The sequence below is a fragment of the Mycoplasmatota bacterium genome (genome assembly GCA_018394295.1).
Taxonomy (GTDB): Bacteria; Bacillota_I; Bacilli_A; order Haloplasmatales; family Haloplasmataceae; genus JAENYC01.
Genome location: CP074573.1, coordinates 1,726,258 through 1,750,489, shown reverse-complemented (window position 1 = coordinate 1,750,489; position 24,232 = coordinate 1,726,258). Strand labels below are relative to the sequence as shown.

General features: G+C 28.9%; 24 protein-coding genes and 1 pseudogene. 19 read left to right on the top strand and 6 right to left on the bottom strand.

The features are described 5' to 3' along the window. Window positions 1-160: 160 nt before the first annotated feature. From tdh to pgsA, 4 genes and pseudogenes are all read left to right on the top strand, one after another. Entirely contained in the window at window positions 161-1,186 is a 1,026-nt protein-coding gene (tdh, locus tag KHQ81_08025; protein QVK19593.1) for an L-threonine 3-dehydrogenase, read from the top strand. A gap of 27 nt (window positions 1,187-1,213) precedes the next feature. Continuing rightward, entirely contained in the window at window positions 1,214-2,401 is a 1,188-nt protein-coding gene (locus tag KHQ81_08020) for a glycine C-acetyltransferase (GenBank protein QVK16858.1), read from the top strand. Window positions 2,402-2,945: 544 nt separating this feature from the next. After that, window positions 2,946-4,217 (top strand): annotated as a pseudogene (gene ltrA, locus KHQ81_08015) (group II intron reverse transcriptase/maturase). Window positions 4,218-4,513: 296 nt separating this feature from the next. Then, the gene (gene pgsA / locus KHQ81_08010) at window positions 4,514-5,050 is read left to right on the top strand and encodes a CDP-diacylglycerol--glycerol-3-phosphate 3-phosphatidyltransferase (protein ID QVK16857.1); all 537 of its coding nucleotides are present in this window, start codon (window positions 4,514-4,516) and stop codon (window positions 5,048-5,050) included. Window positions 5,051-5,085: 35 nt separating this feature from the next. Here the strand turns inward: pgsA and KHQ81_08005 are convergent, their stop codons facing one another. Then, window positions 5,086-5,424, bottom strand: coding sequence for a hypothetical protein (locus KHQ81_08005; protein ID QVK16856.1), 339 nt, complete (start codon window positions 5,422-5,424; stop codon window positions 5,086-5,088). Between the two features lie 332 nt (window positions 5,425-5,756). Between KHQ81_08005 and KHQ81_08000 the strand changes: the two genes are divergently transcribed. From KHQ81_08000 to KHQ81_07955, 10 genes are all read left to right on the top strand, one after another. After that, complete coding sequence (locus KHQ81_08000; protein ID QVK16855.1) at window positions 5,757-6,629, top strand: helix-turn-helix domain-containing protein; 873 nt, start codon at window positions 5,757-5,759, stop codon at window positions 6,627-6,629. A 137-nt stretch (window positions 6,630-6,766) separates the two neighbouring features. Then, window positions 6,767-8,161 (top strand): sodium:proton antiporter, encoded by a 1,395-nt coding sequence (locus tag KHQ81_07995; protein QVK16854.1) that lies wholly within the window; start codon window positions 6,767-6,769, stop codon window positions 8,159-8,161. Between the two features lie 397 nt (window positions 8,162-8,558). Beyond that, a complete protein-coding gene (locus tag KHQ81_07990; GenBank protein QVK19592.1) occupies window positions 8,559-8,864 on the top strand; it encodes a 4Fe-4S binding protein in 306 nt (101 codons plus the stop codon). Window positions 8,865-9,069: 205 nt separating this feature from the next. Continuing rightward, a complete protein-coding gene (locus KHQ81_07985) occupies window positions 9,070-9,798 on the top strand; it encodes a TrmH family RNA methyltransferase (protein QVK16853.1) in 729 nt (242 codons plus the stop codon). A 119-nt stretch (window positions 9,799-9,917) separates the two neighbouring features. Continuing rightward, window positions 9,918-10,826, top strand: coding sequence for a hypothetical protein (locus KHQ81_07980; protein QVK16852.1), 909 nt, complete (start codon window positions 9,918-9,920; stop codon window positions 10,824-10,826). Window positions 10,827-10,886: 60 nt separating this feature from the next. Next, window positions 10,887-11,363: a hypothetical protein gene (locus tag KHQ81_07975; GenBank protein QVK16851.1), complete on the top strand. Its 477-nt coding sequence runs from the start codon at window positions 10,887-10,889 to the stop codon at window positions 11,361-11,363. 94 nt (window positions 11,364-11,457) lie between these two features. After that, a complete protein-coding gene (locus KHQ81_07970; GenBank protein QVK16850.1) occupies window positions 11,458-12,375 on the top strand; it encodes a patatin-like phospholipase family protein in 918 nt (305 codons plus the stop codon). 175 nt (window positions 12,376-12,550) lie between these two features. Next, complete coding sequence (locus KHQ81_07965) at window positions 12,551-13,483, top strand: ABC transporter ATP-binding protein (GenBank protein ID QVK16849.1); 933 nt, start codon at window positions 12,551-12,553, stop codon at window positions 13,481-13,483. A gap of 10 nt (window positions 13,484-13,493) precedes the next feature. Then, the gene (locus KHQ81_07960; protein QVK16848.1) at window positions 13,494-14,621 is read left to right on the top strand and encodes an ABC transporter permease; all 1,128 of its coding nucleotides are present in this window, start codon (window positions 13,494-13,496) and stop codon (window positions 14,619-14,621) included. Further along, window positions 14,608-15,711 (top strand): ABC transporter permease, encoded by a 1,104-nt coding sequence (locus tag KHQ81_07955; GenBank protein ID QVK16847.1) that lies wholly within the window; start codon window positions 14,608-14,610, stop codon window positions 15,709-15,711. The genes KHQ81_07960 and KHQ81_07955 overlap by 14 nt, the downstream gene beginning before the upstream one ends. 78 nt (window positions 15,712-15,789) lie before the next feature. Here the strand turns inward: KHQ81_07955 and KHQ81_07950 are convergent, their stop codons facing one another. Next, entirely contained in the window at window positions 15,790-17,091 is a 1,302-nt protein-coding gene (locus KHQ81_07950) for an IS3 family transposase (GenBank protein ID QVK16846.1), read from the bottom strand. 211 nt (window positions 17,092-17,302) lie between these two features. On the opposite strand from KHQ81_07950, the gene KHQ81_07945 reads away from it, so the two are divergent. Then, window positions 17,303-18,424, top strand: coding sequence for a hypothetical protein (locus tag KHQ81_07945; protein QVK16845.1), 1,122 nt, complete (start codon window positions 17,303-17,305; stop codon window positions 18,422-18,424). Further along, window positions 18,405-19,031 (top strand): response regulator transcription factor, encoded by a 627-nt coding sequence (locus KHQ81_07940; protein QVK16844.1) that lies wholly within the window; start codon window positions 18,405-18,407, stop codon window positions 19,029-19,031. Before KHQ81_07945 ends, KHQ81_07940 begins: the two co-directional genes overlap by 20 nt. 15 nt (window positions 19,032-19,046) lie before the next feature. Here KHQ81_07940 and KHQ81_07935 read toward each other — a convergent pair whose 3' ends face one another. Beyond that, the gene (locus tag KHQ81_07935) at window positions 19,047-19,541 is read right to left on the bottom strand and encodes a hypothetical protein (protein QVK16843.1); all 495 of its coding nucleotides are present in this window, start codon (window positions 19,539-19,541) and stop codon (window positions 19,047-19,049) included. Between the two features lie 181 nt (window positions 19,542-19,722). Here KHQ81_07935 and KHQ81_07930 point away from each other — a divergent pair, with 181 nt between their 5' ends. Together KHQ81_07930 and KHQ81_07925 are read left to right on the top strand one after the other, a co-directional pair. Continuing rightward, window positions 19,723-20,085, top strand: coding sequence for a hypothetical protein (locus tag KHQ81_07930; protein QVK16842.1), 363 nt, complete (start codon window positions 19,723-19,725; stop codon window positions 20,083-20,085). 178 nt (window positions 20,086-20,263) lie between these two features. Continuing rightward, window positions 20,264-21,184 carry an HD domain-containing protein gene (locus KHQ81_07925; protein ID QVK16841.1) on the top strand — a complete coding sequence of 307 codons (921 nt, stop codon included), beginning with the start codon at window positions 20,264-20,266 and terminating at the stop codon, window positions 21,182-21,184. 199 nt (window positions 21,185-21,383) lie between these two features. Here the strand turns inward: KHQ81_07925 and KHQ81_07920 are convergent, their stop codons facing one another. Genes KHQ81_07920 through KHQ81_07910 form a run of 3 tightly spaced genes read right to left on the bottom strand, consistent with a single transcriptional unit; the run spans window position 21,384 to window position 23,471 of the window. Next, entirely contained in the window at window positions 21,384-21,818 is a 435-nt protein-coding gene (locus KHQ81_07920; GenBank protein QVK16840.1) for a hypothetical protein, read from the bottom strand. Continuing rightward, window positions 21,815-22,087, bottom strand: a complete 273-nt coding sequence (locus KHQ81_07915; protein ID QVK16839.1) for a hypothetical protein — start codon at window positions 22,085-22,087, stop codon at window positions 21,815-21,817. The genes KHQ81_07920 and KHQ81_07915 overlap by 4 nt, the downstream gene beginning before the upstream one ends. Before the next feature lie 55 nt (window positions 22,088-22,142). After that, on the bottom strand, window positions 22,143-23,471 hold the full coding sequence (locus tag KHQ81_07910) for an amino acid permease (protein ID QVK16838.1): 1,329 nt from the start codon (window positions 23,469-23,471) through the stop codon (window positions 22,143-22,145). Between the two features lie 301 nt (window positions 23,472-23,772). Between KHQ81_07910 and KHQ81_07905 the strand changes: the two genes are divergently transcribed. Beyond that, window positions 23,773-24,219, top strand: coding sequence for a MarR family transcriptional regulator (locus KHQ81_07905; protein ID QVK16837.1), 447 nt, complete (start codon window positions 23,773-23,775; stop codon window positions 24,217-24,219). Window positions 24,220-24,232 lie beyond the last annotated feature (13 nt).

Sequence of the window (24,232 nt, the reverse complement as noted above, 5' to 3'; positions counted from 1 at the left end):
AACTAAAAAAATCAATGATATTTGGTATATTTAATGAAGGTGATGAAAATAAAAATATTTATCACTTTTTATACCAAATAATAGGATATATGTTATAATAAAAATGATAATGCTTACATTTTTAAAAGGGGGCAAAAAATTGAGAGCTAATATAGATGAAATGGTTGTTGCGATTAAAGCAGAACCTGGACAAGGGATTAAGGTGACAACTAAAGAAATTCCTCAACAATTAAACGATGATGAAGTACTTATTAAAGTATTAGCCACAGCAATTTGTGGAACAGATTATCATATTTATAGTTGGGATGAGTGGAGTCAAAAGCGGATTAAACCACCGATTACAATGGGACATGAGTTTGCAGGTGAGGTTATCAAAGTAGGAAGTCGAGTCAATCGTGTTAAAGTGGGAGATATTGTGTCTGCTGAAACGCATATTGTTTGTGATGAATGTGAATTTTGCCGTTCTGGTAAAGGACATATATGTCAAAATACAAAAATAATAGGCGTAGACACAGATGGAAGCTTCGCAGAATATGTAAAGATTCCTGCTAAGAATTTGTTAATTAATGATAAGGATGTGGACCCGCGCTTTTTATCGATACAAGAACCTTTGGGAAACGCAGTACATACCATGCTTCATTTTGACATAATTGGGAAAAGTGTTGCTATCGTAGGATGTGGTCCGATAGGACTAATGGCTGTCAATGTAGCCAAGGCAGTAGGTGCTGGAAAAATTATCGCAATTGAGATTAATAAATATAGACAGAATCTTGCGAAAGAACTTGGTGCTGATGTTGTCATTAATCCATTAGAAGAGGACGTCATTAAACGTGTATTAGAAGAAACAGAGGGATTAGGCGTTGACGTGGTTGGTGAATTTTCAGGGAATAAAACGGCCATTGAGCAAGCCTTTAAATATGTCAAACTTGGTGGGAAGATAAGTATGTTAGGAATTCCAAGTAAACCGATTGAAATTGATATTTCAAATGATATTGTCTTTAGAGGGATTACAATATATGGTGTAACAGGACGTATTATGTATGATACTTGGCATCAAGTAAAAGGATTAATTAAACATTTAGATTTAGATAAAATTGTGACCCATACCTTTAAACTTGAAGAAGTAGAAAAAGCGATGGAAATCATGAAAAGTGGAAATAGTGGTAAAATTGCATTAATACCATAAATTTTATGAAAAAGGAGAGAGAGATAATTGAGTAATGTACATGAATTAACATTTCTAAAGGAAAAAATTCAAGAGTTAAAAGACACAGGTGTTTATCGCAAATTACCGGTGAATGCGGGTCCTTGCGATGCCGTTATTGAGTTAAATGGTAAGGAAGTCATTAACTTATCATCTAATAATTACTTAGGTCTAGCTAATCACAAACGAGTAAAAGAAGCTGCAATTGAAGCTGTTAAGAAATATGGCGCAGGTGCTGGAGCTGTTCGTACCATCGTAGGAAATATGGATATACATGAAGAATTAGAAGAGATTTTAGCTGAATTTAAACGGGAAGAAGCAGTCGTTGTTTTTCAATCTGGATTTGCTTGTAATGCAGGTGCTATTCAAGCAATTACAGCTAAAGGAGATTTAATTATATCAGATGAATTAAATCATGCTTCAATTATAGATGGTGTTCGTCTATCTAAAGCAGATAGAGCAGTATTTAAACATAGTGATATGGAGGATTTAGAAAGAGTCTTAAAAGAGAAAAGAGATTCTTACAAGAATGTTTTAATTATAACTGATGGTGTTTTCTCAATGGATGGAGATATCGCAAAACTACCTGAAATCGTTGAACTTGCAGAAAAGTATCAGTGTTTAACATATGTTGATGATGCACATGGTTCTGGTGTTTTAGGAGAAAATGGACGTGGAACTGTCGATCATTTTGGTTTACATGGAAAAGTTGATTTTTCGATTGGTACATTATCTAAAGCAATAGGTGTCGTTGGTGGATATGTCGCTGGAAGCAAAATTATGAAAGAATGGTTGCTCCATCGTGGTCGTCCTATCTTATTCTCTACTTCACTTCCACCTGCAGCAGTTGGTGGGATTAAAGAATCTGTGAAAATGCTTATGGAATCAAGTGAATACACGGATAAACTTTGGGATAATGCACGTTATTTTAAAGAAAAACTATCCAAATTAGGGTTTAATATTGGGAAAAGCGAAACACCTATTACCCCAATTATTATAGGTGATGAAAAGAAAACTATGGAATTTTCAGCTACCTTATTAGAAAATGGTGTCTTTGTTTCAGGTATTGTATTCCCAACTGTTCCAAGAGGAACAGGACGTATTAGATGTATGATAACTGCTAATCATACAAAAGATCAGTTAGATAAAGCAATTACAATAATCGAAAGAGTAGGGTTAGATTTACATATAATTTAAGTTTAAGACCTAGATAGGTTTCTATCTAGGTTTTTATCTAAGTGTGCCAGGCATGTCTATTAACTAGGTGGTGAAAGTCCACTACACGGGAAGATGACTAAAGTGTTAGCCAAGTACAAGGGCGCCTATTGCGAAGTAGGGTCTGAAGGAAGTAGGAGGCAAAATTTTGGCTCGAGGAACACGAATCACATCAGGCGGGTATTATGGATGAGTTTGCTTAACAAAACAAAGTCCGTAGTCATCAAAGCAATAATACACGTAAATGTGGCGAGTATATGAAATGAAAGTGAATAGACTTACCCTGGGAGATCTCATGGACACGTCACGAGCGTGGTTGAAAAAGATTTATCGTGAGAAGTCAGCAGAGCCATAGTAGGGTCCAAACCGAAGGGCGAAACAGTATGTTTAATTGTAAATGTAAATTATAAGACTATATGAACAGTAGAAAATCAGGATTACCTGCCTAACTTCGATGGTATCGTAAGGAACCTAGGAGCCTTTAGGACAAGCAGTATGGTCTTAACAATGAAAGGAGCAATTACTAATGGAAAATCTTCTAGAATTAATCTTAAGTAACTACAATTTAAATGAAGCCATCGCTAGAGTAGTGAAGAATAAAGGTGCTGCTGGAATTGATGGGATGAATGTTGAACAAGGAAGATTACATTTTATGAAACATGGTGATGAAATTAAAAGAGCCATAAGAAATAGAAAGTATAAACCTAACCCCGTTAGGAGAGTAGAAATACCAAAACCTGATGGTGGGGTAAGACTACTAGGAATACCAACGGTTATAGATAGAATCATTCAACAAGCCATTAATCAAGTGCTATCACCAATATTTGAGAAACAATTTAGTGACTCTAGTTTTGGATTTAGACCAAATCGAGGTTGTCATATGGCAATTGAGAGAAGTTTAATGTATTTAAATGATGGTTACAAAGTAATAGTTGATACGGATTTAGAGAAATTCTTTGATAAGGTTAACCATGATAAACTCATGCAAATATTATCTTTAACAATTAAAGATAGTGATTTAATGAGTTTGATAAGGAAATATCTAGTTAGTGGTATCATGATAAATGGAGTCGTAATAGATAGTGAGGAAGGAACACCACAAGGAGGACCATTAAGTCCATTATTATCAAATATCATGCTTAATGAACTAGATAAAGAGTTAACTAAAAGAGGATTAAGATTTGTACGATATGCCGATGACTGTAATATATATGTAAAAAGTATACGTGCAGGACAAAGAGTAATGGAGAGTATAACTAACTTTATTGAAAAGAAGTTAAAACTCAAAGTTAATCAGAGTAAAAGCAAAGTAGATTACTGTAATAAAGGAATCAAATTTTTAGGCTTTGGCTTTTACTACAATCCCAGGCACAGACAAGTTAGAATCAAAGTACATCCAAAATCAATTAAAAGAATAAAAGAAAAGATTAAGAAATTAACATCTAGAAGATGGAGTATCAGTTTAGATTATCGGTTACTCAAAATAAAACAACTTATAACAGGTTGGGTTAATTAATATAAAGTAGCCGATATGAAATGGTTATTGATGAAATTAGATGAACAAATAAGATTTCGTGTAAGAATGTGTATTTGGAAAGCATGGAAAAAGATTGGGAAACGATTTAAATCCCTAAGGAAACTAGGCGCAAGTCGTCAAAAGGCTTGGGAATACGCAAACAGTAGAAAAAGCTATGCGCGAATCGCACATAGCTTTATCTTAACAACTACGATTACAAATAAAAGATTAGAACGTCGTGGTCTAATATCAATGACCGAATATTATTTATCTGTTAGATAACATATTGAACCGCCGTATACCGAACGGTACGTACGGTGGTGTGAGAGGTCTGAAATGAATAGAAAACTATTTATTTCTTCCTACTCGATTGAGGAAGGATGATTATTTTACCTCATTTTCCATTAAACGACAGTAGTTAGGACATTTACTTGACTAAATTTGAAAAAAATTATAAAATTTTAAAGAATCTACAATAGTTAATAACGAATTAGCAATAAAAATTTTAAAAATATAGCCTATATATAATAATTGATACAGTTTTTGAATATTAGTAATGTGGGAGAAGTGGTGATATTATGAATGTTCCAAATCTATTAACAGTTATACGTTTGTTTTTAATTCCAATTTTTATCCTTGTCTTTTTTTCAACTTTAGAAAATCATTTAGTTTGGGCAGTTTTTATCTTTATTTTAGCAGGTACTACTGATGTATTAGATGGGTATATAGCAAGGAAATACAATCTTGTCACCAAATGGGGGCAAGTTATGGACCCGCTAGCAGATAAATTGATGCAGTTAACTGTATTGACTTGTTTAACAATTGAGGGTTATATTCCAATTTGGATCGTTATTGTTTATGGAATTAAAGAATTTACAATGATTTTTGGGGGAATATTTCTTTATACTAAAAAAGAAAAGATTGTTATTCCAGCTAACTTTTTTGGAAAAGTATCAACACTCACTTTTTATTTAGCCGTTTTATCCTTAGTCTTAGACTATAACTATAGTAAATATGTTTTTATGGTTGCCATCTCATTTGCGATTTTAGCGTTTATTAAGTATTCAGTTATCGGATCTAATAGATTAAAACAATTAAAAAATGATAAAAGTTAGTACATAATAAAAAGGTATCACAAGATACCTTTTTATTATGTCAAATAGCGTTTGAAGTACTGATGATATTTTGTCTTTAAATCACGATAAGATAAGCCAAAGTGTTCCATGCAAAATTGATCTAATTCTTGTTTATATTGTTGTAAAGCTTTTTGTTTTTCAGTTGGGGATTTGTCTTTCCAATTTTCTAGATATTTTTTCTTTAAAGTATCTTTTTTTTCTTTTAAGAGTTCTTTTTGTTCGTCCGTTAACTTTGGAATATCAGTATTATAAATTTTTGGCTCTTTCTTTAATATATTAGCTATTGCAGGTTGTTTATAAAAACAAATTAATGTTAAACTAGATACTATAAATAAACTTAATTTTTTATACATATTTTTCACCTCGTTAATAGTATTTACCATATTTAGTTATTTTCATACTAATAAATATAGGAGTTATTTTAAAAGGTGATCGTTTCTAAAATGAAGAATGTGATAGTGTAATAATATAGATACTAGTTAAAGATGAATTTAGTTATTTTATCAGTGTATTTAATTTTTAAGAATACATTAGATACATTATCATAGTGAAATTAGGATTAAAAACTCAGATGAAAAATAGAGTGAATGATTAAGAGTAATAGATGGAAAATAACATGTAAGTATAATTAACCTATGTTATAATAAGTATATTAAGAAATGATTTACCTTTTGGAGTGTTATTAATGGATACCATAAAAAGAATTAATTTTAAAAAAACAGAACAGGATTTCATTGATTTTGAAATTGTGGACTTACAAGAGTTTCTAAAAACACGTCCAGCTAAACTTCTTTCAAAAATACATCGATTAAACTTCTATATGATATTGTATATAATATCAGGTAGTGGTAAACATGAAATTGATTTTAAAGTCTATGATTTTAGTGCTGGAAATATGATACTAATTGCAAAGAATCAAGTGCACCGTTTTTTATCAGATATAAATGCAACTGGATATATTGTTTTATTCACTGAAGACTATTTGTATACGAACTCAGAAACTAATATTCATAACTTTTTAGACCATTTCAATATCCCTTTATATAATCCAGTAATAGATATTGATATTTCCAAAAATTCATCTAATCGTATTATTATTGATTTGTTGTACAAAGAGTATCATAGTGATGACAGTTTAGCAAAAATGCAATTATTAAAATCTCACTTTAGAAGTTTTATGTTAACAATCAGTAGGGTTAATAAATTACATAATCAAAGAGAAATATCTAATAATTATAAACGATTTATTCAGTTTAAAAATCTGGTAGAGTTTCATTTTAAGGAAAAGAAAACAGTTCAAGAGTATGCAAAAATCATGTTTGTCTCTCAAAAAACAATTAATCAAGTCACTAGAATCGCTGTAGATTTGTCTGCTAAGCAGTTTATTATTGATAGGATTATGTTAGAAATTAAACGATATTTAGGACTGGGAACATTCACAATTAATGAAATCTCTGATTTGATGGGATTTGATGAGCCTTCAAACTTGACAAAATTTTTTAAACGTTATGAAGGAATTTCTCCAAAGGAATTTAAATTGCATCATTTTAATAATTAAACGATACCTAAAGAAAGGTATCGTTTTTACAGTTTTAAATGGAATAATTACATTCTTTTAGATTCATTTAGTCTTTATAATAGGAGTATGTTTTAACTACAGTATTACATATACTAAGAAATAATGAGGTGATTATTATGGAAATAAGTTGGTTATCAATTATTCCTGTTGTTTTAGCCATTATTTTAGCTTTTTTAACAAGAAATGTATTTATTGCACTTTTATCAGGGATTATTACATCTGGTATTATTATAGATATCAAGTCAGGAACAATTTTTACAGGACTAAATAGTATTTACATGGTGTTTCAAGACGATTGGGCAGTAAAATCTATCCTATTTTGCTTAATGATAGGTGCCTTTGTTTATGTGATTGAAGTCTCAGGTGGGGTACATGGTATGGTAGAGTATTTGACTGTAAAAAGAAAAGTGGTAAAAAACAAAATGAGTGCTCAACTTTTAGCATACATTCTAGGAATTTTATTATTTATTGATGGTACAAGCTCTATTGTGATTTCAGGCGTTTCGTCAAGACATTTATTTGATCGTTTTAACGTATCGAGAAAAAAGCTTGCTTATATAACAGATTCTACTTCTGCACCCATAGCCTGGCTAATACCATTTAATGCTGCAGGTGCATTTTTAATGGCTATGGTTGGCGGTCAAGTTTCACTTGGTGTGATACATGGTGATCCGATGGATGTGGTTATTTCATCAATCCCATTTCAACTTTATGGAATATTTTCAATACTAATAGTAGGTGTTGTCATTATCATAGGTAACAATAAAAAGGCTGAAGGTAAATGGTCAACAGTGAGTTTAGTTAAAAAGCAATCCGATGCTAATTCGTCAAATCATAAATTTGAAGGAGAAATTATCCCAAAAGCTAAAAATATGATAATTCCGTTAATTTTATTAGTGGGTAGTATGTTTTGTATAATGTACATTACTGGTGAAGGGAATCTATTAAAAGGTGATGGATCTGCGGGAATTTACTTAGGAGCTATTATTACTTTAATAGGTACAGGAATCTATTATATTGTTCAAGGTATTACAAAAGCAGAAACGTATTTAAAATGGGTATTTAAAGGGATGGGAAATTATTTAGAAGTAACAATGATTTTAACTCTAGCGTTTGCTTTCAGCAATTTAGTAAGTAAATTAGGGACAGGTACATTTATAGCGAGCATAAGCAGTGAAGTTAATCCTGCTTTTATTCCACTAATGATTTTTGGTGTAGGAGCACTGATGTCATTTGCCACAGGAACTAGTGGTGGAACAGTGGCGATATTGATTCCTATTGGAATACCACTTGCTGCAACTCTTGGGGCAAGCATTCCCTTAGCAATTGGTGCCATAATCTCAGGAGGGGTATTTGGAGATCACTGTTCTCCAATATCAGACTCTACTATTTTATCATCTATGATTGCTGAAGTAACTGTGATGGAGCACGTTAAAACGCAAATACCATATGCTTTAATTTCTGCAGCCTTAGCTAGTATAGGATTCTTAGCACTTGGAATAATTAGTTAAATAAAGAAAGGTTGGTTGAATATATATGAAAATAAAAGAAGTGTATGAGTACGCAGAAAAAATAGGGGTACTAGTATTTTCGACGATATCTGGTGATGAAGTTCATTCTAGAGTAGCACATTTTAATGGTTATGACGATGAAGGGATTTATTTTAGAACCATGAAGAATAAACCCTTTTGTAGACAACTAATTGAAACAGGGAAGGTTACTATTTGTGGGAGTACAGATACAAAAATTTTAGGACATAAGGAAGATGGAACTCCAATTTTTCCACCAAGTTATGTATTTAGGTTGATTGGAGAAGTACGTAGTGTACCAGAAGAAGTAATTAGAAAAAAGGCTGAGACGAATAAAGATTTGTTAACCGCTGTGAATGATATGGATAAATATCCAGCAATGAAAGAAGGTAACTTTGTTATTTATAAAGGTAAGGGTGAAATTTTCGATGTGGATTTTGAAGGACAGTACCGTGATCATAAATTGCTAAGAACTAGATTTTCATATGGTGGAACACCCTACAATCTAGCGGGACCAAGAATAACAGATAGATGTATCGAATGTGGGAAATGTAAGAAGGTATGTAGCTTTAAAGCAATTCGAAAAGGCAGTCCTTATGAAATAATTCCTGAGAGATGTGATGATTGTGGAAGTTGTATTCTAACTTGTCCAGTAAATGCCATTGAAGAATCATTAATATTTTAAAAGATAATTTACCTAATCAACAATAACAAGCAATACTGTACTTAATTTTGTTATCAATAACTTAATTCCAAAGAACCAATAAAATGAGGATATCTACTTTATTGGTTCTATTTTATTTTCATAAAGAGTTTTTAATTTAACTTGTTGGTTATCCTATATAGTGATATAATTATTTACATATATTTTAATTAATGGAGTGATAATTGTGGCTAATAAATTTCGAACTTATAAAAAAGATTTAGACTATTCTTATACATTAGGTATTTTTTTAACAATTGAATTATTAACTTATAAACCGCATCAGATTATTACAGTACTTATTCATTCAAAAGCGCAAGATTCTGATGGCGTTAAAAAAATAATTGATTTATGCAAAATGAATAATGTCCCCTATGAAATAAATGATAAAATGATAAATATCTTATCACCGAAAGATAATTGTTTCGCGGTGGGCATTTTTAATAAATATGAAGAAAAATTAGATAAAACCGAAAACCATGTGGTATTAGTTAATCCTAGTAACTCAGGAAATCTAGGAACAATAATAAGAACTTGTTTAGGATTTGGGGTAAAAAATTTAGCGATTATTAAACCTTCTGTTGATATTTTTGATCCTAAAACGGTTAGAGCTTCGATGGGGGCATTATTTAATTTATCTTTTTCTTATTTCAATCATTTTGAAGATTATTATAAAGTCTTTCATAATCACGATATATATCCATTTATGTTAAATGCGAAATTAAAAATATATGAGGTTAATCCAAATAAAAATAAACCCTTTGCATTAACCTTTGGTAATGAATCAAGTGGTTTAGATGATTCATTTCTATCTATTGGAACCAGTGTAATCATTCCACATCATTCGACGATTGATTCTTTAAATCTATCTATCGCTACTGGGATTGCTTTATATGAATTTACAAAAAATACATAATATAAAAAACTCTTATTCATTTCGACTTTACGATACCTTAGTTTTATTAATAGTACGTTATCATTCAGACAAATGATTCATATAATATTAGGAAAGGGTGTTTGAAAGGAGGCGTGAATATGGAGTTAGAAAAGCGTATATACGAATTACAAGATCAAGTTTATCGTCAGTATTCATTAACTAAGAAATTAGAAAATTTAGATGAATTTTATTTCTATTTAAAAGATAAACTCAGAGACCTTAGATACAAATTAGAAAGCATGGATGTAAATATAAAAGAACTAGATAAACAATCGATTATTCATATCTGGTATAACTTATTTACTTCAAAAGGTAAATTGATATCAAAAATAGAACATGATTATAAGATTTATGTAGCTTTATATGATTTCATTTATAGTGAAAGAATTGAACTAAATAGTAAATTAGAAAAAATAGATATTTATAAAAAAGAATATGAAGAATTAATTAAGGAGAAAGAAGAATTATTACTAGAGAGTGAAAAAGAGACTATTGAGAAAAAAGACCAATTAAATACAGAGTCAATAAAATATAAAAATCGTGTTCGTGATATTAATGAAGCGATTAATGCAGGGAATCATTTAAATGGTGCTTTAAAATATTTAGTTGATTTATTAAATAAAACAAAGGACTGGGATAGTTTTGATATTTTTGGTAGAGGTTTGTTTTTAAGTCTTACCAATTCTCCTGTATTTAAAAGAACTGAAGAACGTGTTAAAAAGTTACACTATTTAGCTAATAAATTTACAAGAGAATTAAAAGTAATCAATTTTTATATGGATTTTACAATAGATATTCGCGATATTATTCAATTTGTTGATTACTATGAAAATGAGTTATATGATGATATTAAAGACAAAGCAAGAATATTGAATACAGTTGAATATATTAATCGTGGGTATCAAAAAATTGACAATGTGATTGAATTACTAAAATTAAGTAAAGAAAAATATATAAAAAAATTAATTCAAATAGAAAAAGATAAGCAAGAAATGATGCAAAATTAATGCAATTATCTTATTTTTATATTACAATAGACACAATTAAAAATAGAGAGGGAATAAATCATGTGGACATTTGTAGTAAATGAACTTAGAAGAAAAGGAATGTTATATCTTATAATTGGTTCTTTCATCTTCTTTACAGGGATGTATATTTTATTAGATTATTTTAATGGTGGTTATTACTTAATGGTCAAAAATTATGGAATATATCTTGTTATATTAAATATGATTGTGAATATGGTAATGTCCTTTATAAGCGCATTAATGATTTCTATTAGTACCGTTTATTTTAAACAATCAGGTAAAGAGGGTAAAGGGACAGCTTTCACAGGGCTAAGTGTTATTTTTGGAATATTAACTTATGGATGTACACCTTGTGTGATTGCTTTTTTTGGTTCTATTGGAATTACTTTTTCAGTTATGGTTTTACCATTAGCAGGATTCCCGTATAAATTAATTTCTTTATTCATTGTTGTTATTGGCTTCTTCTGGCTTAAATATGAAATTAAACATGCTAAATGTAAAATAAAAGATTATTAGAGAAAAACACTTTCTTTTAAAGGGAAGTGTTTTTTAACTTAACAATTTATTTAAACAAATGTAAACTTCTTCATATATTAATAAAGGGTGGAATATGAACGTTGATCTAGTTTTTGAAGGAGGAGGAGTTTTAGGGATTAGTTTTGTTGGTGCCTATAAAGCATTGTCAGAAAATGGATATAAGGTTATTCGTTGTGCTGGTACGAGTGCTGGTTCTATCATTTCTACTTTAATAATTGCTGGTTATAATGTTCAAGAGATTCATGATATATTAAATAATACAGACTTCAATCAATTTTTAGAAAAAACTAAATTAGAAAAAGTTTGTTTTTTTGGAAAAGGTCTATCATTGTTTTTTAATAATGGAATCTATAATAGCCTATGTATTGAAACTTGGATAAAAGACTTATTAATAAAAAAAGGGATTAATACATTTGGTGATATTATGGAAAATAATGAAAGTCCATTAAAAATAATCGCAGCTGACATCACGAAACGGAAGATGTTAATATTACCTGATGATGCAATTTTGTATGGCATTAAACCACAAGATTTCCCTATTGCAAAAGCGGTAAGAATGAGTTGTGCAATACCATTTTTTTATACTCCAGTAAAAATAAAAAGTGGTAAAATTACAAGTTATGTTGTAGATGGAGGGTTATTAAGTTCTTATCCCATTTGGATATTTGATGTTGATTCAAAACCAATACGACCTACATTTGGTTTGAAAATAAAGGATGAATATAGTAAAACATCTCTTGGTAAGAAATATTTATGTGCTATTACATCAGATATTATTAATGCTTGTATCAATAAAGATGAAATGAGATTTGTTCGGGACAAAGACTTAGTAAGAACAATTATCATTAATAATGATCATCAAATAAAATCAACTGATTTTAAATTATCGGAAGAGGATATCAATTATTTATATAAAATGGGTTATGATTCTGTTGAAAGTTTTGTGAAAAAGTGGAATTATACTGATTATATCAAACGATTTATGGTATAGATGAATTTATTTCAAAAATAAAAGTGATAAATAAAAATTTATAGTGATAAATAAAAATTTATCACTTTTTGTGTTTTTTATGACATTTGTCATGTCAAATAATGGAAGAATGTCACTAGTTTTTTCGGCATTTAGATATTATACTAATGGTGTAAATAAAAAAAGAGGTGATAATATGATAGTTCATGTAAAAAATGTTGTAAAACGGTATGGGGATTTATTAGCGAATGATAATTTAAGTTTAGAATTAAATAAGGGTGAAATTGTAGGTTTACTTGGCCCAAATGGAGCAGGTAAAACAACTTTTTTAAATGCTTTATTAGGAAATATAACAATAGAGAGTGGAGAAATAAATGTTTTTGGTAAAGACATTAAAAAATATGCTTTAGATATTAAGCAAGAAATTGGGGTCGTACCACAAGATTTAGCAATCTATTATGATTTAACCGCTATTGAAAATGTAACTTTTTTTGGAAGATTATATGGATTATCAGGAAATGAATTAAAAGAAAAAGTTAAAGAGGCCTTAGAATTTACTAATCTATATGAAAGAAGGAATGATTATCCTAAGCATTTCTCAGGGGGAATGAAACGAAGATTAAATATTGCTTGTTCAATTGTTCATAGACCTAAATTAATATTATTTGATGAACCGACAGTTGGGGTTGATCCTCAATCTAGAAATCATATTTTACAAGCAATTAAAAAACTAAATGAGGAAGGATCAACTATTATCTATACATCACATTACATGGAAGAAGTAGAAGAAATATGTAGTCGTGTTGTGATAATTGATAAAGGGAAAGTCATCGCAAATGGGACCATCAGGGAGCTAGAAGCTTTTATTATAAATGAGCAAATCATTAATATAACCCTTGATAAAGTAAACTATACAATTGTTGATGAGATTAAAAAAATCTATGGTGTAAAAGATTGTAGTATTAAACATCAGGTATTAACGGTTGTTTCACAATTTGGTGTTCAAAATATTACTCAAATATTTAATGTGTTAAATCAAGTAGATTGTCATATTCTTAATATAAATATGGAAAAAGCTAATTTAGAAGATTTATTTTTAACATTAACTGGTAAAACATTAAGGGATTAGGGGTGATAGAATGAAAAAAATCCTATCAGTTGCTTATTATGAAATTGTAAAAAATATTCGAGATGTCAAAATGTTACTTATTTTAGTTATTTCACCAATTGTATTAATATTTATATTAGGAAAAAGTTTAGATTCTTTCTTAACCTTAGAATACATTCCAAAACCTATAATGGGATATGTAAATATAGATAATGGCAATTTAAGTGAAAGTTTTGATACATTTTTAAACAGAGATGAAATTAAAGATTTAATGGTAATCAAAAGGTATGAAACAAAAGATGAAGCTTTAAAGGCCATTGAACATGATGAAATCAATTGCTTGGTGTTTATTGATTATAACTTTTCAGGAAATATCAGTCAAAATAAAGAGACGATGATAGAAATATCAGGAAGAAAAGATACGTGGTTTGTTGAAACCATTGTTAATAATTATGTCAATACGTATAATTTAAATACATCAATTATTAAGAGTGGTCATATACCAATTGAAAATCATGTACCAGTTAAAATTGAACGTGGAAAACTTAATTCAGATAATGTTTACCCAACTTCAATGGATTATTATGCTGTTCAAACATTACTTCAAATATTATTGTTATGTGGTGTTGTTGGTGTTTCAATTATTATAAGAGATTATAAGGACGGTTTATTAGTCAGAGTGAAGAGTTTACCAGTAAAAAAATGTCAATTAATTATCGGTCGATTAATCGGTAGTATAATGTATTCTTTTATCGCAGCAATCATCACGATTTTATTTTCTAAATTTGTTTATCAAGCAAACTGGAATGGAAATCCATTATTAATTGCTTCTGCAATTTTCCTATTTGTTATTATAGCGATTGGTATAGGGGTACTATTAGGGACCCTTACGAAGAATTATATTAGTTCTTTTGGAATACTAGCGATATTTGTAATTCTTTTCCCAGCTTCTGTTGGTGCCTTTAGTCCCAAAACAACTGTGAAAGCAATTTCTGTTTTTGCACCTAATCATTATGCGAAAAATATTATTTTTGGAACCATCTATGATTATCCTAAAGAAATGATTTTATCGGGGTTTATCGGTTTATTTATTATGATTATAATCATATATGGATTGATTATTTTCTTTGAAGGGAGAAGAAAATATGAAAATATTTAAATTTAATTTAAAAAGAATATTAAAAAATAAAACAAGACTAGCAATCTTAATCATTGTCCCTATAATGTTTATCTCAGTGTTTGTATTAGGTGCATTTAATACGGTAACAGTGGGAATCTGTGATGAAGATAATAGCGAATTAACAAAGTATATTGTAAGTGATTTAAAGAAAAATAAGTTCTATCATGTTAAAATGATGAAATCTAATGAACTGTTAGTAAATACTTTAGATTATAATATAGATTACGCGATTCATTTTAACAAAGGATTTGAGGAAGACTTCTTTAAGAACGATTTACTACAAGTGAAAGAATATTATTTTGAAGAGAATGAGTATGTGATGAATGTTAAAACTTATATTCAATCATATATTAATAATTTGGATAAAATAAAAAATAGCACGAATACAAAAGTTGCTTTTTATCAAGTGCTAGAAGATTATGAATCAGGCCAATTAAAAGTTAGTAAAGCATTTGATGATACTGCAGGAATGGATCAAGCAATATTTAGTATCGGGTTTACAATTTACTTTTTAATTTTTCTGTCTGTAATAACTTGTGGTTTAATTATTGAGGATAGAAATAATGGCACTTTACAACGGATTTTTAATTCTCCTATTAGTTTAAGAAAATATTTATTTGAAAGTTTATTAAGTTTTATGGTAATTGGTTTTTTACAAGTGTTCTGTTTATTATTTATCTTTAAATTTATCTTTCGATTTCAATATGGACCAAATTTTATTAATTTGTTTATATTGGTATTTACGTTTTCTATTGTGAGTATCACAATGGGATTATTAATTGTATCAATTGTTAAAAGTCCAATTCAAGCTTATTTAATTGTAGGGATATTAGCTTCACCGCTTTCAATGTTAGGTGGATGTTATTGGCCAAATTATATGATGCCTGATTGGTTACAAAATGTGAGCCAATTCCTTCCAACCACTTGGGTCATGAAGGGAGCAAATGAACTGATTGTCGATCAAGAGAATTTTATAGATATTTTGGATAATATCGGAATCTTAATTTTATTTGGTATTTTGTTCTTTGTTGGAGGAATCTTTAAAAGAACTGATTTTGCGAAAAGTTAAAGATAATAACAATAAAAAGAATCTTATGATAAAATATACCCTATAGTGTGGACACTTTGAAAAAAAGAATATATTATATTATGCTGCTTTAAGCTGATTCCTGAATTCAATAGGAGTCAGCTTATTTAGTTTCCACTGATATCTTTGGTGATTGTAATAGTACATATAATCATCTATTTTTAGTTCTACATCTTTTAATGTTTTACATTCTGAAAAGTCTATATAGTCTTTCATATGGCCAAAGAACGATTCTATAGGTGCATTATCCCAACAGTTACCTCTACGAGACATTGATTGAAGTAAGTTTCTTGACCTCACTTCTTTTGAGAATTTAGGACTTGTATAATGACTTCCTTGGTCCGAATGTATAATGGCATTTTCGGGTAAGTTTATATTGTCTAATTCTTTAACTGTATCCAATACAAAGTCAATTTTAAGATTATTTGATACCTTATAAGCAACTAATTCTTTCGTACTACCATCTAATATGGTAGATAAATATGCGAATCTATTATTATACCTTATATACGTAATATCAGTCAGTAACACCTTATATGGAGACTGCTGATCAAAGTTTCTATTTAAATGATTCTTGTGTACTCTATGGTTTTGATCTGCTTTTAACATCTGCTTATAAGGATCCTTTCTACGTATTTTACATACTAGACCATATTTACTCATAATTCTTCTAATGGACTTCAAATTCATGTTTTCCTTTAAATGCATCTTAATTTGTTTAGCACCATACTTTTTCTTTCCAACCTCAAATACTTCCTTGATGAGTTTAAATCTTTTCTTATCATTTTGTTCCTTTTTCATTCTATTCTTCTTTGATTTTTCTGAATGGTAGTTATAGTAACCACTTCTTGATACTTCTGCCACACTACATAAATAATCTTGTATTCCTGGTCTTCTAGATTTATGGATGACTTTTTTGATCATCTCAAATTTATCACTTTTTCTTATTTCTTTCCCATTCCTCCTTTCGCTTTCGTCGAGCTTTTTTAACATATCATTTTCCATTTCTATTAAAGCAATTTTAGCCTTTAATTTCTCAATCTCTTGTTCTTCGGTTTGAATTTCATGCTTATATCTTCCTCGATTATCTTTACGGGAATCATCAAGTGAAACAACGCCTCCGTCATTATAAAGTCTCTTCCATCTAGTTGCACATTGTTCTATTCGTTTCATCCCTATAATATCAACATCAAAACCATGTTCAATAAATATTTGACGTGGTAATTTTCCGCCTCTATATTCATGCATAAAGTCAATCTTGAATTCAAGGGTATAAGTAATAGATTTACTTGACACACGCTTAACATTTGGATTATTTTTTATTAGTTCAATTTCTGTTTCATTAAATACATTAATGCTCATATCCTCTTCTCCTTAATACACACTAAAATTATTATAACATACAAAAATACCCTATAGAGGGAACACTTTCTTTTTCAAAGTGTCCACACTATAGGGTATATTTTATGATTAGATTCTTTTTTATTTTATACGTATCCTTAAATTATAAACAATCTTTATCCCTTGAAATAAACATGCTATAATGTAATATATGAGAAAAGTAGGTGATATATTGAAACGCATTCTATATAGTTTAGTCATGATTTATACCTTGATTGGTGTTATGCTGGATAAAAATAAAGAATTTATGTCAACTTTTGTTGTCATCATGCTTACTTTACTCATTTTAATCATTATTAAAGAACGATTTTTAAACAGAACTTTATTTTTATTTATCAATTATATCTTTATTATAGTTCTTGTTTTTTATTACCCATTATTATTAAGTAAATTATTAGCGATTGTTTTGATAGATATTATTTATCAAAAACAGTACAAGTTATTGATTGTTTTAAGTAGTTTTATTATTTATTTAAATTATCAAAATATTCAATTTGAGTTACTCTTCTTTTACTTATTAGTTGGGTTATTGTCATTTAATTTAATAGAAAATTTAGATAAGAAACAATTTTATCTAAATCTAATTGATAATGAGAGGCGTATAAGATATGAATTAGAACATGCTAAACGACAACTTTTACAGAATAATAAAGAAATTGAACGTCTGACAGAAATTAAAGAAAGAAATCGTATCGCAAGAAATATTCATGATAACATTGGACATGATATCGCAGGGGTTTTATTTCAATTACAAGCTGCAGATAAACTTTTTTATAAAAATCAGGAAAAATCTAATTCTATTATTAATTTATGTATAAACAAATTAGGGGACAGTTTAAAAATAATTCGAGAAACCGTTTATAATATCAAACCATGTATTGAATTAAATGATAATATATTTAAAGATATCATTCAAAAGTTTGTTTATTGTCCAATTAATTTCCATATAGATGGTGATATTAGTACTTTATCCCCTGTAATTATTGAGGTGATGGTCACTAATTTAAAAGAAGTACTTACTAATGGTGCTAAACACTCTGGAGCAACGCAAATTGAAATTAAAATTGAAGTAACCAAAACCTTTGTGCGTTTTTATTATCATGATAATGGGAAAGGGTGTTTAAAGATTGATGAGGGACTCGGTTTAAGTGGTATTAAAGAAAGAATTAATAGCGTTAATGGTATGATTAATATCGATGGACAAAATGGGTTTTCAATAATTACCGTTATTCCAACTCGAAAAATAAATATATTTAATAAAGGTGGGATTAAAGATGAGGATTGTGATAATTGATGACGACCACTTAATATGTGATGGACTAAAATTAATATTTGAATTAGAAGATGATTTTGAAGTAGTAGGGACTGGTCATAATGGAAAAGAAGCCTATGATTTGTGTAATGAACAAAATCCAGATTTAGTATTAATGGATATAAGAATGCCAAATGTAGATGGAGTGAGTGCAACATCGACAATAAAAAAAGACTTCCCTCAGATAAAAGTCATCCTTTTAACCACATTTAAAGACAATGAGTATATTAAGGCTGCATTGAATTATGGTGCTGAGGGATATATCTTAAAAAGTCAAAAAGCAGATAGTATTATTAAAAGTGTAAGGGCAGTTGGTAAAGGGAGTGTTGTTTTTGAAAAAGATATCGCTAATATGATTCCTGAACTAATATCTTCAAAAAAGTACGCTTCACCAAAAGATTATCAATTGACCGAGCGAGAATTTGATGTTGTAAAACTTGTCGGTCAAGGTTTTTCAAATAAAGAAATTAGTCAAAAATTATTTTTGAGTGAAGGTACAGTACGTAATTATTTGACGCTTATTTTAGAAAAATTAAATTTACGAGATAGAACTCAGTTAGCTATTTTTTATGTACATCATTTTGAATAGAATATATGAATGAATTTATATTCTTTGGAAAAGATCATCAGTTTTTATTTTATTTCTATATAAATCATTTGTTTTATAATCTTCAATCTCTAGAAATAAATGAGTTAGACTTTGATTTAATCCATAGGATGCGATTTCGTTATCATTTTCATAATTGGGGTTTTTAACATATAGAGTAACTTGATATCTGTTATCAAAATCATTTATGGTATCATCTTCTATTTCATAGTAATATTCTGTACTATCTTCTAATTGAAGATATAAATCAGGACTTATTTCCATGATATCTGAATATAAAATGACTCCATCTTCATTTATCGCATAATGGTCTGATTGTGTAAAAAAAGCTATTATATTGAGCAAACCTTTAAAGGTCATTAAATCTGCACTTTTTGTTAACAAATTCTTTTCTTTTGTGTTAACAAAGACATTAGCAATTGATTCATTTTGAATATAATGAATGCTTAAACTATAAGTCACTTGAATATCTAATTCATACATTTGATTCATATAAAAACTCCTTTATATATAATATCATTAATATTATTAATTTCATTAATATTATTAGTGATAATTAGTTTTTTATTTATATAAAAAATAATGATTGTTTTATTTTTGTCAAATATTGTAAATAGGAATCATATTTGTTATAATAAAATAGCATTAGAAATAACATAAGGGAGGACTAATTATGAAAAAAGTACTAACTTTATTATTCTTAGTATTAGGCTTTGCTTTTATGTCTCAAGTATCTGCTGAGGCAAAGGTAACGACATACGAAGATGCTGTGAAAGTTGTAGACAAAGCCAATGAAAAAATTGAAGCTGAAATAGAAAAAGCTATCGCTAAAGAAGCTAAATTATCAGATAATAGTAAATATGATGAAAAGCTTGATAAAATTATTATTAAGTTACAAAACAAAACAACTAGAATTGCTGATAAAACAATTGAAAAATTAGAAAAAGATGGGTTTATTGTGATATGTGAATATCAAAAAGTTACGATAGGAAATAGGGTTATAGAAATTGATCCTTTAAGAATCCATTATTGGTAATAATCTGAGAGAAATGATTAATAAGTGGTTTTATTAAATGACTTTTTAGTCATTTTTTATTTGCATTTTAAAGTTAATTTCCTTGTGATTTACTTTTATTTTTAGTATAATTAATTTGTGTTGTAAGAAAATGGTATAGAGAGGGAAATAGTATATCTAACAGTGTGAGGGTGATTTTATGAACAAAAATGGATTATCAATTAATCATAAAGATAATGCGCTAGACAAAGTTACCATGTCAGGTTCAGAACTTAAACTACTAGCTTCTGGTGATGGGGTAGAAATTATGCATCAAGAATTAAATGCCAATATCACTTTTGATGTCTTTCCAACTGAGGATGGGTCAGCATTAATGGAATTTTTCTATGTTTTAGAAGGACAAATTGAATATTTATCCGAAGACAAAAATGAATTAATCACATTAAATCCAGGAGATTATTTTTATACGAAAAATATTACACATCCTTGTGTTTTTAAAACATTAACAAAAGTTAAGTGGTTGTATCTTTCATCACAACCTGTATTTCATTATTTAGGAGAGTCATTAACAGAGTTACATCGAATTAATCAAGAAATTGAACATAAAGATAAATATACACGAGGTCATAGTGAACGAGTACAAAAAATTGCGGTTAAAATTGCCTTGGAAATGCGACTTATTCGTGATAGAATAGCAGCCTTAGCAATAGCAGCATTATTTCATGACTTGGGTAAAATATATGTTGATGACAAAATTCTAAAAAAACCTGCTAAATTAACGACCGAAGAATATGAAAACATCAAGCATCATCCTGAGAATAGTGCTAAATACGTAAAAAATATTAAGTACATAGATGTAAGTGATATCGTGATGCAACATCATGAAAGAATAGATGGTTCAGGTTATCCGAAAGGCCTAAAAGGTGATGAAATATGTATTGAAGCAAAAATAATCGCTGTAGCTGATACATTTGATGCAATGACAACCGATCGTCCATATCGTAAAGCACTTTCCGCTAAAAGGGCGATTGATGAAATTACTAGTTTTAAAGGGATATTATTCGACCCTGCTGTTGTAGATGCATTTCTTTCAACGGTCAAAAAAGATAGAATATTATAAAATTGTTATTTTCGGAACCGAAAAAATGGAAACTGTTTAAACATGAACGGTTTCCTTTCTTTTTCCCTCAAACAAAAAAAAACAGTCGCTAGAGTACTGTTCGAGGGTAACTAGAAAATATAGGAGTCAAAATTATTGAAAACCTGAAAATTACCTTATTCAAAAGTAACAAGCACAATAAGGTGCTATTTAGTTTAATTTATTTGCTAAAAATACTTCTTATATTATAAATAGATGTTATTTCTTGCGCTTTCCAAAAATACTTTTCTTTTAAGTTTATATCATTTAAATTATTAATTATTTTTATATCTTCTACCTTCATATTGTAGGCAATATAACTAGAATTAGAATTTAATAATTCATTTTTAGAAATAGTATAGAGAGGGAAATAAAAATATTTGCTATTACTGTCCCTTTCAATCACCATTGAACTAAGTCCCTTTACAAACTGAAAGTAATTTTTATCACCAGAGGCAACAATATTGATTCGATCTTTTGATCGAACACGTAATATAAATTGCCCATTTTTAAAATCACTAAGTTCTAAAATATTAATACCTAATGGAATAAAAATGAAATTGATATTATTGATGTCATCCGACAAAAAATCAAAATTATTTGTTACAACAATCAATCCTTTTCTATTTTTAGAATGTCTTTTATCTTCAGATAATTTACTTCAAACGCAAACTGTTTTTCATTATAAAAACCTTTCAAAAAATCCTTTTCAAAATAAATTGTATCTTTTATAATATCTGTTTCTAAAGATAATTTATTTATTTGTTCTTCTTCAAAAGAATCCTTAATGATTTGGTTATTCTCTAAATTAATTTTAGAATTAAGATAAGTGTATGATGTATATATCATAATAAAAGTAATAATTAATAGAACATATTTATTCACATTCGGACTCCTTTAATATTATTATAAATCGTTTCATTGTGAAGCGATTTTTCTTTTAATTTAATTTTTTTCTGAGGATTAAATAAATTATAAAATAAAATAATAATAAACCTATACCAGCAATTAAACCTAATGCTTGTCCTTTTACAAATGGCATACTGATGATGATAATAATTAGCATAATTATACTAATCCATGAAGAATAAGGATATAAGGGAAGTTGGCACTTTCCTTTTGGTGGACAACCATTTTTTTTTCGGAATTTTAAATGACTTGAGACAATGATTAAATAGGTAAATAAAAAGGCAAAACCACCTGAACTTACTAAGAATACATAGATTTTAGATGGTAGTACAAAAGACATACTAAATGCAAATAGCATGGCTAATCCTGAAAATATAATGCCTCGATAAGGTATATCCCCTTGATCTTTTAAAAATTTAAAGGCATATCCTTCATCTGCTAAAGAACGTAACATTCTGGCTAAACCAAAAGTTGCTGCTAACATAGTTGAAAAAATAGCAGTTACCATGATTAAATTCATAACTTTACCTGCCCAGAAAATATTGTGATTATTTAAAGCTAATACAAAGGGACTTTCTTCAGTTGATAATTTATTAGTACTAATTAAAGGAAGTAAAGTTAGTGTTGAAATGGTATATAAACCAACAAGTGTGATGACGGTAAAAACAATCGTTTTTGGAATGACATGGTGTGGATTTGGTGTTTCTGATGCTGCTAGACCAATAATTTCAAAACCAGCATAAGTAAAGATAATGATTAACATACTACCTGCAATTCCTTTAAAACCATAGGGGAATAGGGCTTCATTTTTTAAAGCACCTAAACCTACAGGGCTAACATCTTTTCCTAGACCAAATATTAAATAGGTTGCTATCACAATAAAACCAACAATTGTGAGTAATTTTATCGAAGCTAAACCATTTTCTAATAAACTTAATTTATTAGTTCCAAGTAGGTTGATTAATGTGATAAAAACAATAACAATGGTTCCTAAAAGGGGAATCGATAGATTGGGAAACCACAACCTGATAAAAGTAGAAACCGCAACTGCTTCACTACTCATCGCTAATACTAATCCTGTCCAATATACCCATCCAATGGTAAATCCCATTCCTTTACCAAAAGCATGTTCAGCAAACGCTCGAAATGAACCTGAATTAGGGTCAGCAACAGTCATTTCTGATAAAGCAAATAGAATAAAAGCGACTAGAAGGCCTCCTAAAATATATGCAAGGATAACTCCAGGACCAGAATTATAGATAGAAATACCAGAGCCAAGAAAAAAAGAACCGCCTATTACAGTACCTAATGCCATCATCGTTAAACTAAATACAGTTAATCCTTTATCTTGCTTTTTCATCTATGTGCTCCTTTTTGATGTTTTATTTTTATTATTTTCAATTCATTAAATAATATAACGGATTAAAAAAATTCTTAATTTGAATATTTTGAAAGGTTTTTATTCATTTACCAAAATAGCTATAATAACTGATTATTATAGTTCATTATTTAGTAGACTAAATAATAAAACGTTATCAAAAAACCTCAATTTATTATATATATCAATTAAAACAAAATTATTTAAATATTTATTGACAAATTTAAAACAGGGTGTTAAACTAGATTTTAGTTAGTCAACTAACTAAAAATGGAGGGAAAACATGAAAAATATAGAAGATTCTTTATATCATATCTTTTTAAGAATTATTAGACTTCATTATCATCGGTCTCATATGCTTTTTGAAAAAGATGGAATTTATCCTGGGCAACCACCTCTTTTAATTGTTTTAAGCCATTGTGATGGTTTAAGTCAAAAAGAATTAGCAGAAAAATTAATGATCTCTCCAGCTACAATGACGGTAATGATAAAAAGAATGGAGAAAGCTGGATTGGTGGAAAGAAAGCAAGATAAAGTTGATCAAAGAGTATCTCGTGTGTTCTTAACTGATGATGGTAAACAAGCATATCTACGAGTTAATAAAACGAGACAGGTTTTAGAAAATGAATGTTTTGATAATTTTACAGTAGAAGAAAAACTTTTATTCAGGAGATTAATGATGCAGATGCTAGATAATCTTAAAGAAACTAATAAAAATAATGATAACTGATTGGAGTGATAAA